The sequence below is a fragment of the Microcoleus sp. MON1_C1 genome, from assembly GCF_036701945.1.
In the GTDB taxonomy this organism is placed as follows: Bacteria; Cyanobacteriota; Cyanobacteriia; order Cyanobacteriales; family Microcoleaceae; genus Microcoleus.
The window spans coordinates 96,038-111,984 of the sequence record NZ_JAUBRO010000012.1; the positions used below are offsets into that span (position 1 = coordinate 96,038).

A 15,947-nucleotide genomic window follows, 5' to 3' on the forward strand; every position below is an offset into this window, starting at 1 on the left:
AATTGGCTCTAGGGTTACTGCGTTGAAAAGAAGTGTTTCGGTTCATAAAATGCCCTCATAAATTCAAAATATGATTTGATTGCATGACAAGCTTTAATTTGTGCTGTGAGTCGATAATATTCTCCAGAACGCCCCTTCAAAATTTGGCAATTAGTGTTCTAATTTCAACAAGTTTTTAATTCGCGCCTGTGTGGAAGGGTGAGTAGAAAATAGACTTGTATACCAATCTCCACCCGAAAAATTGACAATTAACAGCGGTGCAAAAGCGGGATTGCTTTGAATTGGTATTTGTCGTGCGCTGGTTTCTAAGCGTTGCAAAGCATTAGCTAAAGCCCGCGGGTTTCCAGTTAATTTTGCTGCACTTGTATCGGCAGAAAATTCCCGCGTGCGCGAAATTGCTAACTGAATTGCTGTAGCAGCAATGGGAGCCAAGATGACAGTTAAAATCAACCCGAAAGGATTGCGATCGCTGCGATCGCCTCCTCCCACTCCAAACCACATAGCATTGCTAGCCATCTGCGCTAACAGCGAAATCGCACCTGCAACCGTAGCTGCTACCGCTTGCGTCAGGGTGTCGCGGTTCTGGATGTGGCTGAGTTCGTGCGCGATCACCCCTTCGAGTTCGTCGTCTGACAGCAGATTCAGAAGGCCATCAGTAAAAGCGATCGCTGCGTGTTCCGGGTCGCGACCAGTCGCAAAAGCATTGGCAGCCGGAGTCGAGATCGCGTACACTGCTGGAACGGGCAAACCCGCGCGTTGGCAGAGTCTTTCCACCATGCTGTAAATTTTCGGCGATCGGCTAGCAGTTACAGGTCGAGCACCGTAAGCCGCTAGCGCAATTTTATCTGAGTAATACCAAGCACTGAAATTCATCGCAGCGGTCAAGACAATACCTATAATCGCACCACCTGTACCGCCGATTACTCCATAGCTAATGGTAGTTAACAGAGCGCTCAGCAGACCTAACAAAGCAACTGTTTTAATTTGATTCAGCATCTCCGATAGCTCCTATTTTTTCTACGTTTCTAACTCCCTAAATACCGGATTTATCGCAGGAAGAGGTTGTTTCATGTCTATTTCATGATTTGATATTTAATCCTTTTCAAGTGAATAGTGTTAACATAACCAAACCCTCGGTGGAAGTCAATTCATATAATTCATTAAGTTATTTCATAAAAGTCATTAGGTTCGAGTTCATAAAAGTCATATTTTGAAGAATTATTGAAATATCTAGAAAAGCAAATATAGGACTTGCTCCGTCAACTGTCATGCTGAGTCCCGATGCAACGCATAGCTCAGGAGAGCGTTGCGATCGTGAAGCATCTGGGCCCTCTTTGAGCTCCGGAGTTTACGTGGCACGACGCAGTGAAGGGCTGTCGCTCAGGATGACCTAATTGCGTTACAGTGCGTAAGTTCTATTAGTAAGGACAAAGAGTCCTTATTGAATAAAAGCTTTAAGAGAGGACTTAAGCCCTCTCTACAAACTGCACAACTTAACTCAAATCTCGTCAAATTGTAATTCACCAAATACCGAATCAATATCAATCTCAACAACATCCTCAAACTTACCCACTGGTGAATGATTAGGATATTCGGGCCGCAATTTATCAAATACCGAAGCAATATCAGTCTCAGCAACAGGCTCAGACTTAGCAACTGGTGAATGAGTAGGAGAATCCGGCGACTTCGGCGACTTCGGCGACTTCATCGGCTTCACGGAATTCACCTTTGCTACTGGTAACTGGGCTGCATCTTCCACAAGAGCAGGCTCTGATTTCTGTAAATTAAGTACAGGTAATATTCCTCCCTTTTCTCCATTTTTGCTAGTTTGATTCCACATCATCATGCCCATCAAACCGTCCAGCAAACCCCCACTAGCGCCATTACCATTCACTGCGACATCGGGAACAACACGAACGCTGCCATCTGAGATCGCCTGCATCAGTTGCAGCAGCGTGTAACTCTGCGTACCGAGGGCGTTGACACCAACTTGATAAGCATCCGCTTTTGCTTGTCCCATCAGCCGAATCCCTTCTGCTTCACCGCTTGCGTGTTCGATCGCAGCAGTTGCACTCAGTTGGGCAATTTTCACCCCTTGTTCTGCTGCCACCACCTGATTTTGAATGTCCGCGATCGCAGTTGCGCGCACCAATTCTTGACGCTGCGACTCGGAAATCCGCTGCACTTCGTAAGTTTTTTCTTGTTCCTGAGCAATTTTGCGATCGGTCAGCGTTTGCATTAACTCTGGTGGCGGCGAAATCAAACCGATCAGCGTGTCCACAGCCTGCACATCGTAGGCCCGCAGGGCTTGACGCACGTGTTCTGCCGCCTCTGCTTGGCGCTCGCTGCGCGCGATTAGAAAATCGAGTATCGTATATTCTTGAGCGGAATTGCGGAAATAATTGCCCACAATTGGACGCAGCACTTGGTCGATGAGATTCTGCATCGAACCTTGCCGCGAAATCACTCTCGGTGCATCCAAAGTACCGACATGAATGATCTGAAAAACTTCTAACTCAAAGGTAAATCCGTCAAAAGAAAGCAATTTTAAAGCACTTAACTTGGAGTCGTAGCCGTGTTCTCCGCTGAACCGCGATGTGAAGTTTAAAACTACATCCGTAGTGGGGACAAGTTCTACTTTCATCACTTTTGTATTGATGGGATGTTTGCCGGGATAAAGCGGTTCGACCCACACACCTTTATCGCCTTTGTTGACGAGATTGCCGTGGGTAAAAGCGGCGCCGCTTACATCTTGGTGCGATTTTCCCACATAGGAAATTACGACGCCTACATAGCCGATCGGCACTTCCGTCATTTTTACTTGTTCAACTTGCACAAACCAGGGATTGAGGTTCCAAGAACCCGATAGAATCACCTGTTCTTGCAGCCCTCTGCGCCCGCCACCCTTGATAAAAGATTGCGCTTTTTGGAAATTGTCGTGACCGGGAATTATTGGGCCAGCAATTTCACCTTCATCAATCGGAGTTCCGTCTAGCACGTTCGCAATTCCCACGCGATCGGGAGCAAGTTTGTATACTTTCAAGTCCGACGGCTGCATACCGTTTTTAGTGGCATTGGCAGAAGTAATGACCTCAAACAAAGCCGTATTGATCCGATAAGTACCTGTTGTGATGATGGCTAGCTGCCGCCCTTTTTCTCCACCGCTGGTAAGAAACTTGCGGGCATTTTGAAAATTATCGCAATCGACGACTTTACCTAAAATACGATCGGCAGGAATGCTGGCTCCGTCATTAGCAACAATTAAACCAATTTCATCTTGAGGAACGACAACAACAGGTTCTTTGCGAATGCTATATTGCCAGGGAAAATAACCAAAATGCCAGCCGGGAGGAAGGGTATCTGCTTGCAAACCTGCTTCGCCATCGAGAGCAATCAATCTACTGGATGGCAAATTTTTGCGAGAAAATTTCTTGGTAACAATTCCCACTTCTCGTTCGCCGATCGCGATCAGTCCCAAAATCCAGCCAATCTTAGGTAGGAAGATGAAAATTAGTACAATTCCTCCTACGGGATAGATCCACATCGGGATGCTAATTCCTTCTTCTTGGGCTGGTTGAACTTCTTGGGATTGGGGTGGCGGCGGATTGGTTTGAGCAGAAGTTGGTGGCGCGATCGCTCCTGCTGCTGCGATCGTAGTTGCTACAGATACTGCTAGGGGTAGAAGTTTGCGAAGCCAACGTAATTTACTCATAGTTTTCAACCTGTTTTAAGCTCAAATGTACTGAAAACTTGTTAACTACAATCAGTATTCAATAGATTTATTTGAAGGTCAATTCATTTAATTCATTAATTAAGTTCATAAAAGTCATATTTGGAATATAATTTTGTAGGAAGTGCGATCCACAGATTCAGTAAAAACCCGGTTTATGAAGGTTGGGATGCGTAACTCTCGTTGATATTTTCTGATTAGCCACATCGCATTCAGTAGTCCCTGCTTTTTCCAAAAGGGCTTCCACAGTATGTCTAGCTTCTGGATTCAAAGAAGCATACTCGCGACACCAATCACCAAATGTTTTGTTGGTGGGTTGGGTTTCTGCTGCTAAAACTGAAAGTCCATTTCCCGATAATGCTACAGCGATGAGTGCACTACAAGTAATTGCTCAACTTGGGTAAATTCATGTATTTTTCTCCCCCTATAAGTGTCATCATCTTGTACATCCCATTGTCTAGAATGTCAAATCTTAGCATTAACGAAAAGCTTTAAGAGAGAACGATCGTCCTCTCTATAAATTGCACAGATTAACTCAAACATTGTCAGATGGTAATTCACCAAATGTCGAATCAATATCAGTGAGAAACTAGGGAATCGGGGTGAAATCATAGCCGTAGGTGGAACGACTACCTTCGACCACTTTTACCAACTGCACAGGAGCATTACGATCGCCCGATGGCAGAAATGAGATCGTGCCAGAAGCTCCCGATGCAGTAAACAATGGACTGTGCAAGGTTGCCGAAACACCTTCACGAGTGGGATTTGGTTGCAAAGCTGTGCCGAGAGCTTGAGTCGCATCATAGGCAGTTGCGGTGCGCCAGTTAACATCGCCGCCCCAGAGTTTGCGCGATCGTTTTGCGAAGTTCTCCGACCCCGCAGCCAGAATGTGCCAAGGCACTGCTATGACCATGCCGCGTCCTTGCTCGCGGGTCACATCTAGGGTTTTGGGGCTGTAAACATCATCCCCACCGAGCACAGGTAAGCGATTATTATTGGCCTGGACAACCTGGAAAGCGCGATCGAGCGAATCCGTATTGCTGGCTAGCATAATCACTTCTGCTCCGAGCTGTTTAGCTTCTTCTAAACTTTTTTTGAGGCTGAGGCTCGAATCGGACAGATCGTATTCGCCCACAACTTGGCCGCCTTGGAGGGCGATCGCAGTGCTAAATTCCCCCTTAAGAGATTTACTGTATTCACTTTGGGAATTGAAATAAACAACCGCTTTTTTCAGCTTCAATGTTTGCAGCATATAGTCAGTCAGCGCCCTAGCTGAAACATAGTCGCTTGGTACTGTCCGCAACACATAGGGGCTTTTATTTGACAGTTGAACCGCTGTACTAATTGGAGAAATTGCGACCAGCTTGCCCTGGTTATAGATATCGGCAGTGGCTAGCGTCACACTACTGGCATAGTGTCCAACAACACCAAGAATACTTGACTCATTGACTAATGATTCAGCAATTTTTTGTGCGGTTTTATTATCGTTGTTGTCATTGGCAATTTCAACCATGAGTAACCGACCCTTGATACCGCCAGCCGCATTAATTTCCTGTTGAGCTTGAGCCACGCCTCTCAGAATTTCACGGGAGCCATTGATATCGGTACTCCCTGGAATAGAAACCGCAATTTTAAGTGGGTTGCGCGAGAATGCTTTGGCATTGTTGCTGTAAATCAAAGCTTCGGGATCGTTAGGCTTTTGTTGCAGCGATAGATCGAATAATGCTTGTGCACTTGCATAGTTGCCACTTGTAAACGCTTCTGCCGCTTGGAGTTTAGTAGGAGTGCCGTCTTTTGGAAAGAATAGAGTCTCCCCTTGGCTCATGGAATCTTTAACAGCATCAGTATTGATTTTGATCGAGTTGCTAGGCAATGAATTAAGGATTTTACCGCCCAAGCTAACTCCTCCAATTAAGAGTAGTGCTGCAATTATGTAGAAGATCGGGGGCGGGGAAAATTTTCCCTTGGTGGAATCAGATGTCATGAGTTGTTTCTCCTAGGGTTGAATAACAGCATATTTCATGTGTTTGGCACACACACAATCGCGTGATATATATAGTTGAATTAGCAATACTTCCTACGGTATTTAATAAACTTAGTATATGCTGTAGATTTCAATCTACTCTTGCAATATACAGAAAATTCGTTTACTACAACAAGTATTCAACAGATTTCTGTTAAAGTCAATTCATAAAAGTCATTCATTATGTTCATAAAAGTCATATTGATGATATGATTTTGCAGGAAGTGCGATCGGTTGTCCCCCAAAATGAGGGACTCAAAGTTTTACCAAATGTTGAAAAGAGGACACGGCAATGCCGTTTCCCTACCCTAAAATAATCATGAGCACTTCATGAAAAATGTAACCACCACCCGATTATTTGTAGGGAAACGGCACTGCCGTGTCCTGAATTTGGGTAAGATCAATATATCAACGCGTGCTCAGAAACCGGGTTTTTTGCGACAATACTTCTTTACAGCCCACAGATTCGGTAAAAACCCGGTTTCTTTGGTTGTGATGCGTAAGTCGCGTTGATATTAACCACCGCCACCGCCACCACCGCCACCACCGCCACCACCACCGCCACCACCGCCACCACCGCCACCGCCACCACCGCCACCACCGCCACCACCGCCACCACCGCCACCACCGCCACCACCGCCACCACGGCCACTACGGCCACCACGGCCACTGTTATTGCTAATGACTGGAATTACTTCTTCGTACTCGCGATGGTAAGAGCAGCTTCCGCAGTAATGGGTAACTTGCTGCTTTCCTGAACGGCTAGTAGTTGCAGGAATCAAAACTTTATAAGTTCGTTTGAGATTGAACTTTGTACACTCAGGGCAGCATCGATTTGCAATGGATGTGATAATTCCTAAAGCTGGAAAAACTCCGAACAACATTAGAAAAAAAATGGGTTTGGGGTCTATGGAAAAGCCTTCTTCTCCCGCAGAAGATTGAGATTGGTTGCCAGTTTGTTGCCAACCAGGTTGAGGTATATTCAGAATTGCCTGGGGAAATGCGATTTGCACTTCTAATTCTTGTTCGGGTGGAATAGGCTGACTTGCCACAAACTCAAATGTTTTAGGATCTACTTGACGCGGAACTGCGGCTGTACCAAAATTCGTAAACGAGAGAACTTTCCCTGACAAAGCTTCTGGTAATTGCACCGTAACTTTTCCCGTATTAATCGGAGCTTTGCGACCCGCTGCAATGGCTTTCCAATAAACTAGAGTATTCTCACCATCTACCTGCAATCCGCCTACCACACGATATTTGATGACAAAAGTATGTGATTCTGGCGCTTTTAATTGATGTTGCCAACGAATCCAAAGTTCATTGTTTTCAATCCCCGTGCTACTCGGAATTATTTGATTATTTTCTTGAACGGTGACATCTTTAATTTCATCTACCTTACCTAAAGGAATATAGCGATATCGTTCAGTGTTGTAGTCGGCTGTGAACACATATTTTTGCTTTTCCGTAACTAACATATCTCCGTTGGTCTGAACGTCGATTGTGACGTTGATGTTATCCCAGTAAAACGGTAGTTGTTGGGCCCCGGTCTGAGTGACTGTGACCAGAAAGACGGTTAAGGAGGTCATTAAGAAATAAAGTATTTTCGTGAGTAGTCGTTGATTTATCATATAATTTGTACGGGACAACTGTTGATTACAATTATTCAACAGGTTTCTTTTAAGGTCAATTCATTAAATTCATTAATTAAGTTCATAAAAGTCATAGGTTTAGTCCAGTATTCGGACAATCGAGTAGTTCCATAGTCCGACAGGGAATGAATTCCCTGTCTCAAAGCTAAAGTCCTCTGAAGAGGACTGAAGAAAGTAGGACTTACGCAAAAAAAACCGGTTTCTTCCAAAAATCGTCACTTTTTCGATAAGTATTGACGCAGAAACCTGGTTTTTCGCTCCCCGTAAGTTCTGGACAGAACTCATTAGTCCTCTTCAGAGGACTTTAGCTTTGAGCCAGGGGTTGAAACCCCTGGCGGACTAATAGGCAGAGCCGGGGAACGAGTAATTTAATGTTGAAATACCGCGCTTAACAAAGTTAAAACCGTGCAACCAAACACGGCCTCAAATGTATATCTTCGCGAAGGTTTGTAAGGATAAGAATTCCAAACGCGCAGTTCTCCATTAAAGCCGCGAGATGCTAAACTCAGCGAAACTTGACGGTAGTTTTCCAAAGTTCGCTGAAGCAATTGCCCGATTAAAATGCTTAAACTGTGCATTCCCCGCTTCCAAGTGCGGTAGCCACAGCGCGAGTTTTGGGCGATCCAAAGTTCATCGGCGATCGCCAATAAGCTAAAAATAAACCGATACATTAGTAATAGCAGTTCTGTGACTAACTCTGGACAGCGTAATTGTCTGAGAATTTGCAAGATTTCGGTAAATGGAACCGTTAAGAGGATGAAATACATACAGCTTGTCGATGCGAAGGCGCGGGCAAATAGCAAGCTCACTTGGCATATTCCGGTGCGGCTCACATACAGATAAAAAGTGCCGATGCTAATGCCCCAACCTTGCCAAATATCCCACTGAATTGCAGGGATACGATCGCCCGCAACCGCACCCAGCGCCAAAGCAGGCAAACTTGTCAGCAAAAACATCAACGGTAGCGACAGCAACCGCAAATACAGTTTCCCCGGAATACCCGCATAGACGACAATCCAGACTGCTAACCAAAAGGCGATCGACAATTGGACGATCGCCCCAGAAACTAGAGACAGAATTAAAAGGGCGATCGCAAAGGATAACTTGTGAGATGGCGGCAACCCCCGCAAGCGATTTGTATAAGCCAGACTATCAATCTGATGGTTCATTCCGACGATTTATTATCAGACTGCTGCCGAGATTGCGATCGGCCTTTATACAACCCAATGACGTATCCAACTACGCCAGCCCCCATCGCCGCTTGAGACGCAAACAATAGACTGGCAATTTCTCCGCTAGCCGGCTCAAACAAGTGATTGAACCAAGGTTTATAACCCGGTTGAATTTCGGTAATTGCTTTCTTAGCTTGGTCATCGGAACCGCCATATTCACCCCGCACAAAAACGAGAGGAAACGCTGCCATAACAATCACAGCACCAGCCAAAAGCAAATTTTGCCGCGAAGTAGATTGGTAATTTTTTGTAGGTTTTTGATTCACGGCTTATGACTCCTGTCTCAATAATTTCAAAGTTTCCAGCTCCGGCTTCCCGTAAGAATGCAGCCAATTCCAGACCAATAGAGTCAGTAATCCCTCACTGATAGCCAGGGGTACTTGAGTGATAGCAAAGATGCCCGCAAACTTGAGAAACGAAGCTATAAAACCGCCACTTGCTGCCGGAAAAGCTAAGGCTAATTGAATCGAAGTCGCCACATAAGTCAGTAAATCTGCCAAAGCTGCCGCACAAAAAATTGCCGCCCGCTGGCTACCAGTTCGCAACAGCAATTGATAGATAAAATAGGCAGCGAAAGGGCCGACAATCGCCATCGAAAACATATTCGCTCCCAGCGTTGTCAAGCCACCATGCGCTAACAGTAACGTTTGAAAAAGCAGAACTAAAGCCCCCAGTACCGCCATCACCGAAGGGCCGAACAAAATTGCACCCAAACCCGTACCCGTCGGGTGAGAACAACTGCCCGTTACCGAGGGAATTTTTAAAGCAGAAAGCACAAAAGTAAACGCACCCGCCAAAGCAAGCAATAGTTTAAGTTCCGGATGTTCTTTTGTAATGCGAGTAATTGAACGCAAACCTACTGCAAAAAAAGGCAACGCGACCATCCACCAAAATGCAGCCCATTGCACCGGCAAAAAACCTTCCGAAATGTGCATAGCTGCGGCGGGCGTTGCCGAACCCAGGACAATATAACAACTCAAGCCAGCCATCAATCCCAAGCTGACCAATTTCCGATTTCTGGCCTTCACGCTGAACCTCGCAGATGAGACTATGTAAACTAACACATCGGCGGGCATCCTGACTCAGAAAGCGACATGACCTTCATTACAGTTGCGGGACAGCGCCGGACTTGCACCGAACTTTCCCCGTTTCCTCTAACGGCTGCTCCCCATTAGAACCGACTCGTTAGACATAGTTTAGTCGATCGTGTAAGTCTCAGCAAATCTTTTACAAAAATTACTTCAGATTAACTAAGTCAAAGTTACCTATCATCTTCTCTTCTCTTCCTTCGCTTCTTCGCGGTTCGTTCAATAAATACTATCGCTCAACAAATCAACGGTATAATATTAGTGAGTTTTGAGGAAAGCCGCAATGTTACAGTACAACTTGCCGAGGAACTTGCCCTCCGCCGATGAACTACCCGACTCGGATGAAACGCCTGTGGATAACGAACTGCAAGAGCTAATACCAGGGTTGTTAAAAGCAATATTGCTCCTACTTTGGTCAGAACGCATGGACTGGTTTTTTGGCATAGATATGGGTATTTATCATCACCCTGACGAACCACCCATTGTCCCCGATGCTTTCTTAAGTTTAGGAGTAGAACGATTTTACGACGAAGAATTGCGCCCCAGTTACGTGCTGTGGGATGAAAATGTCATGCCACTTTTCGTGCTAGAAGTTGTTTCCCCAACTTATCGCAAGGAATACAGCACAAAATTGGAGACTTATCAAGCTTTAGGCGTACTTTATTACGTCATTTATTCTTCCCGCCGCCGTCGTAAACCTCATTTGGAAGTACACAAGTTAGTCAATGGGAAGTACGAGTTACAGTCAGGAAATCCAGTTTGGATGCCAGAGATTAGTTTGGGGATTGGTTGTGAAAGGGGAAGTTATTCTGGGGTGACCAGGGAGTGGTTGTATTGGTATGATGCCGATGGAAAACGTTATCTGACTCCTGAAGAACAGGTGAAAGAATCCACGCAGCGCGCCCAACAAGAAGCCCAGCGCGCCCAACAGGAATCGCAGCGCGCCCAACAAGAAGGCCAGCGCGCCGATCGACTGGCTGAACGTTCCGATCGACTAGCTCAGCGATTGCGGGAGTTGGGGATAGATCCTGATAATTTGAGCTGATGACAATCAAGAGTACCAGACTGACGGACTCTGGAGGCTCAGGAACCGGGTTTTTCTACCGAGATCGATCGTCCTCAACGAAAGATTTTCAGGAAAAAACCCGGTTTCTGCATCCAGGAATGTGTGAATATTATTTATCCCAAAAATCAGGAAAAATGGGGTTAGATTTGGGAAAAACAGAGAGTTTGACGGCAAACATTGAGATTTAGGTCGAAAACATGAAAATCAGGAGAGGTTATTAAATAATGGTCATGGATCTGCGTTCTTACGATGTCATCTGTTTTGGTGATGAAGTTCCAGGAGTTCTAGCTGTTGTCTCTGCCTCCAGAGAATATCTTCGCCGCACAAAGCGTTATCCGCGAATTCTGCTGATGTCTAAAGGAAGCTTGCAAGAAGGAATTGGCGGGCATTTGGTAAGAGGTGGCCTTGCTTATTTAGATAGAAGTCAGATTAGTGAACAACTTCAACAATCTTTAAAGTTAGATACCTTTGGTTCACCGACGACAATCTATAAAGAGTTCCTGCAAAAATCCGGTGTTAAGGCAATTGCACTTGACCCCCGCAAAGCCAGTGCAGCGCTTAAAGAAATGCTGGTACAAGCTGGGGCAGATCTCCTCAGCAAAGTAGAAATTAAATCAGTCAGTAAAGTAGGTCAAAAAATTGCCAGTATAACCACCTCTCAAGGCGTAGTTTATGCCGGCAAGCAATTTATTGATGCCACTGTCAATGCCGAATTAGCTCAAGCTGCCGGTGTGAGAAAGCTGAAGGGATTTGAAACATTTGGTCTGCCTAATTCAGAACTTCCAGTCACCCTCGTTTTTGAAACCCAAGGACTCAGTGCAAGAGCCCTGAAAGAATTCGATTATATTTATCTAAAACGCTTCACCAACCTGGCCGATTCAGAGAGTCAAAAATTTTTGCTGTACGCTGCCGACAAGGATGCCAAACTAGCAGAAGAACTCCGGCGGGAAATGAAAGACACTCAAGGCAATCTCAAAACTCTGTGGGCGGGTAACGATTACATCGATGTACGCTCGCCGGCTCTGTCTGTAGCTTACCACTCCTTTAGAGGAATAAAACTATCTTTTTCTGAAAGTGGCACAATTTTAGATGAGGGAAATATAGCCATACTTCCAAATGATAGACTTTCGTGGAATGCACTTTTATTTGCCGTCACCGCCAGCGAAGCGGAAGCCTTAGCTAGAAGCGGGAGCAAACCCACGGCTAATATGCAAAGAGAGATGTTATTTGTTACAACTTGGCTGAGGAGTTTGGGCGCTACTTCTGTTACTTATGCCTCAGAACTTTATATCAGACACGCCGGCAATGTGACGGGAGTTGTAGAACCTTTAACTGGCGCACAAATGCTGTTAGGTGGCGTACCTGCTAATGAAGCCCTGGCAACATTTAGCTATCATTTTGATGTACGTGGAGGCATCCCGGGTATTGGCGAGAAAGCAAACAGTCTAGGATGGTTTAAAAGTCTGAGTTTTAAACACCCTATCTTTAATGTTGGCATCCGCCACGCATTGATTAAAAACGTTCCTAACCTGGCAGTGGTCAGTCCCTGTTCTGGATTTGAAGGGTTTGCTTGTTCTGTCGGCAGAATTGTGGAATTCAACGCTGCAGTTGGTCAAGGTGTGGGTATCGCTGCGGTTAATGCCATTCTAAATAACAAAAATCTAGCCGATGTATCTAACCGAGAAGTGAGACAAGTTCTCGCCCAAACAGGTCAGTTACCTAAAATTTTTGGAACTCCAAATAATGGTGAGGCAATGCTATTGGCGCAATTCGAGACTCTTGCCAGTTCGGATGCTATTGCGTAATATCCATTTCAATAAACAATGCAATAGTAGGTTTGGCCAGTGGAACGAAACCCTACACAAAAGTTTTTAGCCAGAAATGAATGGAATTGGTATTAGTATCAAATCCGGTAGCATCGGAATTAATATTACCCACAGCTTTCGAGACGGCGCCGTGCCGTTTCCCTACAATTAATCCGGGTAGGGAAACGGCACGGCGCCGTGTCCTCTATATTATCTCGCTCCTGCAACCGGAAACGATATAACATTATGTCCCCTCGAACGGCAACAACCACGTTGGTTTGTAGTGAGGAATTTAATCCTCATATAATTCTGAGCACTTCCGTCGTCACTACAAACCTATAACGGTGATTTTACCGGAAATTATATAATACCTCGATCGCCTGCACCGAATTATTGTGCTGCGTGGCACTAACCGGGGAAACAATTTTTCAACTTGAGACTTCGCTTGATTTTTCCAGGTTGGTTTCCCGCACAAACAAGAAAAGCGGGAAAGCACATGAAAACGAAACAAGCACACCCAGAATTATGTACAGCCCTACAAAACTTATATCCAATCGTTTCGACTCAGCGTACATCCAAGTGCTTCCTGCTACAGTTGCGATAAACAAATCTAAACTTACCGATTTCGCAGCAAGATTAGCCGAACTCTCGTTTACAAAGTCGAGCAAGCCAGCATTGCTAAAAAACTGCAAGTTATAGTACCAAGGCAGCACAAGCCCCAGAATGGCTAGGATGAGATAAATGATTCGTTTAACGCTCATAATTACCCTACCTGTTCGTCATCAACTGTATTAGCCTACTCGTTAACAACCAATCCTTACTTCTTCTTGGGGCAGTTCGGATGAATGCCCCCCTGCAAACAAATGTAAGCAATTTGACTTTTATCTAAATTCTTAGCCTCCGCAAAATCAACTCCTAGGAATCGACCGGATTTACTACCAGTCGGATTTTGAATAAATTGATCCGACGCTGTTTTCCCCAGAAACACAGCGCCTTTAAAATTCGCTCCAGCTAAATTCGCGCCCCTAAAATCAACCGAACTCACCTCCGCATTCCGGAAATTCGCATCTTGCAACCGAGCATCTTTTAAATTCACGTTGGCGAGTTTAGTCGAAGTCAAATCGGCATTTTGTAAGTTTGCGCCGCCCAAATCAGCACCGGACAAATCAGCACCTTGCCATTCCGATTTAGACAAATTTGTCAAGGACAACTGAGCGCCTTGAGCCTTCACTTTGGCCAAACGCGAACCAGACAAATCTGCTCCCGACAAATTCGCGCTTCCTATATCTGCCCCGGTAAAACTGGCATTTTTTAACTGCGCTTCCTGTAAATTTGCTCCAATTAAAATAGCACTGCTGAAATTAGCTGAGTTCAAATTGCCGTTTGCCAAATTAGCTTTGTTCATGACAGCGCGCACAAAAGTAGTGCGGTTCATTACAGCACTGTTCAAAGACGCCCCGGTCAAATTTACTCCTTCCAAATTAGCGCCGCTCAAGTCAGAAATCCAATCGTCAAATGTACCCGGACGCCTGTCTTCGCCGGTGCCGTAAAAGCGAGCTCCCTGCAAGCTGGCATTGGTTAAATTGGCATTTCTCAACTTAATTCCCGACAAGTCAACTTTGTTTAAAACTAAAGTAAACTGAGATGGGCCGGCAGGACTTTGAGCTAAATCCGTGCGGCTCAGATCCGCGCCGTTGAGTTGGCTGCTATACACTGTGAGAATTTTGCCGATCGCCCTTTGTACTGTTCGCTGGCGGGCGGCCGCTAACTCGCGTTCCGGGGCCTTGCCGCCAAAGCGCAGGGAATCGAGGTCGTTGCTGAGGGCTTGATTCAACCGCTGCAACTCAGGCAAAGCTTTCGGCCCGCTACTGACTAAAGCTTGCTGGATCGCGTCCAACATGGCGCGGTTGTCTTCTTGAGCTAGCAAATCCGCTAGCAGGGGTACGGCGCGGGAGTCTTCCACCGCCCCCAAAGCCAAAATAGCCGATCGCCTGCCCGATGCCCCGCTAGCCGATGTGGGAGACAATTTGCTAACTAAAGCTACAAATAATTCGTCGTTCCGCTGCCGGGAATCCCGCATATTTGCTTGACTTTGAGTGTAGATGAGAGTGCCGACAAACAAAGTTAAAATCAATCCCGCGCTGCCGACGGTAACTATCACTAAAGTTGTGCCTGGGTGTTGGCGCATCCAATTCCACAAACTGGCATTTGCTTTCAGGCCGCTTTGTGGAGTCACAACCAAAGCCGCAATCTGCGCGTCTTCCTCAGTCCAATCTTGAGTCTTGACAGGATCGGCAGACACTTGATTCGATCGAGCATTGACCACCAAAGTATTCGCGAGGCGATCGTGTCCCGCTTGCCGTTTGTAACGCCATGCAAAAGCCCCGTCTGCCAGCACTGCCAAGCCGCTGAGCCCCCCTAAAATCAGCAAATCTGGAAACGCACCGCTCAAGCGCCAAATGCCGTAAGCGACGCCCAGAGGCACTCCCCAGCGCCCCAAACTTTCGCGAATTAGCACTGGCCCAAAACCCGGAGGAGTACCCGACGCTGTGACAACTTTGACTCCGAACCAGCGTTTGGGGATAGTTTGACCGGTTCTGGCGAGCAAAAACAGTTGCCACCCCGCTAAAACTGCAGGTGCCAGCAGCGCCCCTGACCAGAATAGATTAGTTAGGGGTGCGACTCTGGGGCTGCGATCGCGCACGGGTATGCCCAAAGTACGGGCGACGGTTTCGGATGCTGCTGCTATGGAGGAATTGAGCGGCACGGTTTGAGATTCCTTGTTGACCAATGCCCCGATACTGAAGGGAACGAGGGCGCTGGCCGCAATTAACGAAATTTCCACTGCCCAAGCGCCGCACCTGCGAACCAGCAGTGGCATTTGCTTGGATTGTGTTTGCCAAGACGGATCGGGTTGATTGATGCCGGTGGGCGCGGTGGGGTTAGCCATATTTAGAAATTCCTATTATTTGTCGTTAGTATTTGAGGACTCGGGGGAAATTGCCAATTTATACGCTATGTAGATTAGCACTCCCAGAACGGCAAGAGTCATCAGCGATGAAATTAGCTGTACGACGCTATTGAAGACTGTCAGGACAATTATCGCTCCGACGGCAAAGGCTGCCACCTGCCCGGGTTTGGGGAGTCTTTGAAACTTGTCCAATAATTGATTGTAGAAGGTTCCGAGGGCTTGATAGCTGTCTGAATTTTGTGTGATGAGCGGCGATCGTTCTACTTTAGCTTTTAGTTCTCCGAACGCTTGCTGCCAATTGAAATTATTTTGAGGATTCATAAAAAAATTCGGAAGTTATTTTAGATTAATGTGTTTGGAACCGCCATTATCCCCTACCGTCA

General features: G+C 46.0%; 13 protein-coding genes and 1 riboswitch. Of the genes, 3 read left to right on the forward strand and 10 right to left on the reverse strand.

All coding sequences use genetic code 11. The features are described from left to right. Positions 1-150: 150 nt before the first annotated feature. The 7 genes from QUA62_RS09290 to QUA62_RS09320 form a co-directional block, all read right to left on the reverse strand. Positions 151-996 (reverse strand): M48 family metalloprotease, encoded by an 846-nt coding sequence (locus tag QUA62_RS09290; RefSeq protein WP_333403534.1) that lies wholly within the window; start codon positions 994-996, stop codon positions 151-153. 502 nt (positions 997-1,498) lie between these two features. Then, on the reverse strand, positions 1,499-3,712 hold the full coding sequence (locus QUA62_RS09295) for an SPFH domain-containing protein (RefSeq protein WP_333403535.1): 2,214 nt from the start codon (positions 3,710-3,712) through the stop codon (positions 1,499-1,501). Positions 3,713-4,319: 607 nt separating this feature from the next. Further along, positions 4,320-5,714, reverse strand: coding sequence for an ABC transporter substrate-binding protein (locus tag QUA62_RS09300; RefSeq protein ID WP_333403536.1), 1,395 nt, complete (start codon positions 5,712-5,714; stop codon positions 4,320-4,322). 554 nt (positions 5,715-6,268) lie between these two features. Continuing rightward, the gene (locus QUA62_RS09305; protein WP_333403537.1) at positions 6,269-7,339 is read right to left on the reverse strand and encodes a DUF2207 domain-containing protein; all 1,071 of its coding nucleotides are present in this window, start codon (positions 7,337-7,339) and stop codon (positions 6,269-6,271) included. 431 nt (positions 7,340-7,770) lie between these two features. Continuing rightward, complete coding sequence (cbiQ, locus tag QUA62_RS09310) at positions 7,771-8,571, reverse strand: cobalt ECF transporter T component CbiQ (protein ID WP_333403538.1); 801 nt, start codon at positions 8,569-8,571, stop codon at positions 7,771-7,773. Beyond that, positions 8,568-8,900 carry an energy-coupling factor ABC transporter substrate-binding protein gene (locus QUA62_RS09315; RefSeq protein WP_333403539.1) on the reverse strand — a complete coding sequence of 111 codons (333 nt, stop codon included), beginning with the start codon at positions 8,898-8,900 and terminating at the stop codon, positions 8,568-8,570. The genes cbiQ and QUA62_RS09315 overlap by 4 nt, the downstream gene beginning before the upstream one ends. Positions 8,901-8,903: 3 nt before the next feature. Next, positions 8,904-9,623, reverse strand: a complete 720-nt coding sequence (locus tag QUA62_RS09320; protein ID WP_333403575.1) for an energy-coupling factor ABC transporter permease — start codon at positions 9,621-9,623, stop codon at positions 8,904-8,906. 61 nt (positions 9,624-9,684) lie between these two features. Continuing rightward, positions 9,685-9,831: riboswitch (cobalamin riboswitch) on the reverse strand. Between the two features lie 174 nt (positions 9,832-10,005). Between QUA62_RS09320 and QUA62_RS09325 the strand changes: the two genes are divergently transcribed. The 3 genes from QUA62_RS09325 to QUA62_RS09335 are packed head-to-tail and all read left to right on the forward strand — an operon-like array spanning position 10,006 to position 12,593. Then, on the forward strand, positions 10,006-10,767 hold the full coding sequence (locus tag QUA62_RS09325; protein ID WP_333403540.1) for a Uma2 family endonuclease: 762 nt from the start codon (positions 10,006-10,008) through the stop codon (positions 10,765-10,767). Further along, positions 10,767-10,976 carry a hypothetical protein gene (locus QUA62_RS09330; protein ID WP_333403541.1) on the forward strand — a complete coding sequence of 70 codons (210 nt, stop codon included), beginning with the start codon at positions 10,767-10,769 and terminating at the stop codon, positions 10,974-10,976. Before QUA62_RS09325 ends, QUA62_RS09330 begins: the two co-directional genes overlap by 1 nt. Before the next feature lie 42 nt (positions 10,977-11,018). Beyond that, the gene (locus tag QUA62_RS09335; protein ID WP_333403542.1) at positions 11,019-12,593 is read left to right on the forward strand and encodes an FAD-dependent oxidoreductase; all 1,575 of its coding nucleotides are present in this window, start codon (positions 11,019-11,021) and stop codon (positions 12,591-12,593) included. Positions 12,594-13,021: 428 nt separating this feature from the next. On the opposite strand, the gene QUA62_RS09340 is transcribed toward QUA62_RS09335, so the two are convergent. From QUA62_RS09340 to QUA62_RS09350, 3 genes are read right to left on the reverse strand one after another with little or no spacing between them, the layout of a single operon-like run. Further along, complete coding sequence (locus QUA62_RS09340) at positions 13,022-13,354, reverse strand: DUF2834 domain-containing protein (RefSeq protein ID WP_333403543.1); 333 nt, start codon at positions 13,352-13,354, stop codon at positions 13,022-13,024. Between the two features lie 56 nt (positions 13,355-13,410). Continuing rightward, complete coding sequence (locus QUA62_RS09345) at positions 13,411-15,543, reverse strand: pentapeptide repeat-containing protein (protein WP_333403544.1); 2,133 nt, start codon at positions 15,541-15,543, stop codon at positions 13,411-13,413. Between the two features lie 15 nt (positions 15,544-15,558). Beyond that, complete coding sequence (locus tag QUA62_RS09350; protein WP_333403545.1) at positions 15,559-15,885, reverse strand: hypothetical protein; 327 nt, start codon at positions 15,883-15,885, stop codon at positions 15,559-15,561. Positions 15,886-15,947: the final 62 nt, after the last annotated feature.

Excerpts from the sequence above, each read along its gene's own strand:
- QUA62_RS09345 (WP_333403544.1), bottom strand. The coding sequence starts at position 15,543 with ATGGCTAACCCCACCGCGCCCACCGGCATCAATCAACCCGATCCGTCT.
- QUA62_RS09290 (WP_333403534.1), bottom strand. The coding sequence starts at position 996 with ATGCTGAATCAAATTAAAACAGTTGCTTTGTTAGGTCTGCTGAGCGCT.
- QUA62_RS09330 (WP_333403541.1), top strand. The coding sequence starts at position 10,767 with ATGACAATCAAGAGTACCAGACTGACGGACTCTGGAGGCTCAGGAACC.
- QUA62_RS09350 (WP_333403545.1), bottom strand. The coding sequence starts at position 15,885 with ATGAATCCTCAAAATAATTTCAATTGGCAGCAAGCGTTCGGAGAACTA.
- QUA62_RS09325 (WP_333403540.1), top strand. The coding sequence starts at position 10,006 with ATGTTACAGTACAACTTGCCGAGGAACTTGCCCTCCGCCGATGAACTA.
- QUA62_RS09295 (WP_333403535.1), bottom strand. The coding sequence starts at position 3,712 with ATGAGTAAATTACGTTGGCTTCGCAAACTTCTACCCCTAGCAGTATCT.
- QUA62_RS09335 (WP_333403542.1), top strand. The coding sequence starts at position 11,019 with ATGGATCTGCGTTCTTACGATGTCATCTGTTTTGGTGATGAAGTTCCA.
- QUA62_RS09305 (WP_333403537.1), bottom strand. The coding sequence starts at position 7,339 with ATGACCTCCTTAACCGTCTTTCTGGTCACAGTCACTCAGACCGGGGCC.
- QUA62_RS09300 (WP_333403536.1), bottom strand. The coding sequence starts at position 5,714 with ATGACATCTGATTCCACCAAGGGAAAATTTTCCCCGCCCCCGATCTTC.
- cbiQ (WP_333403538.1), bottom strand. The coding sequence starts at position 8,571 with ATGAACCATCAGATTGATAGTCTGGCTTATACAAATCGCTTGCGGGGG.
- QUA62_RS09320 (WP_333403575.1), bottom strand. The coding sequence starts at position 9,623 with ATGGCTGGCTTGAGTTGTTATATTGTCCTGGGTTCGGCAACGCCCGCC.
- QUA62_RS09340 (WP_333403543.1), bottom strand. The coding sequence starts at position 13,354 with ATGAGCGTTAAACGAATCATTTATCTCATCCTAGCCATTCTGGGGCTT.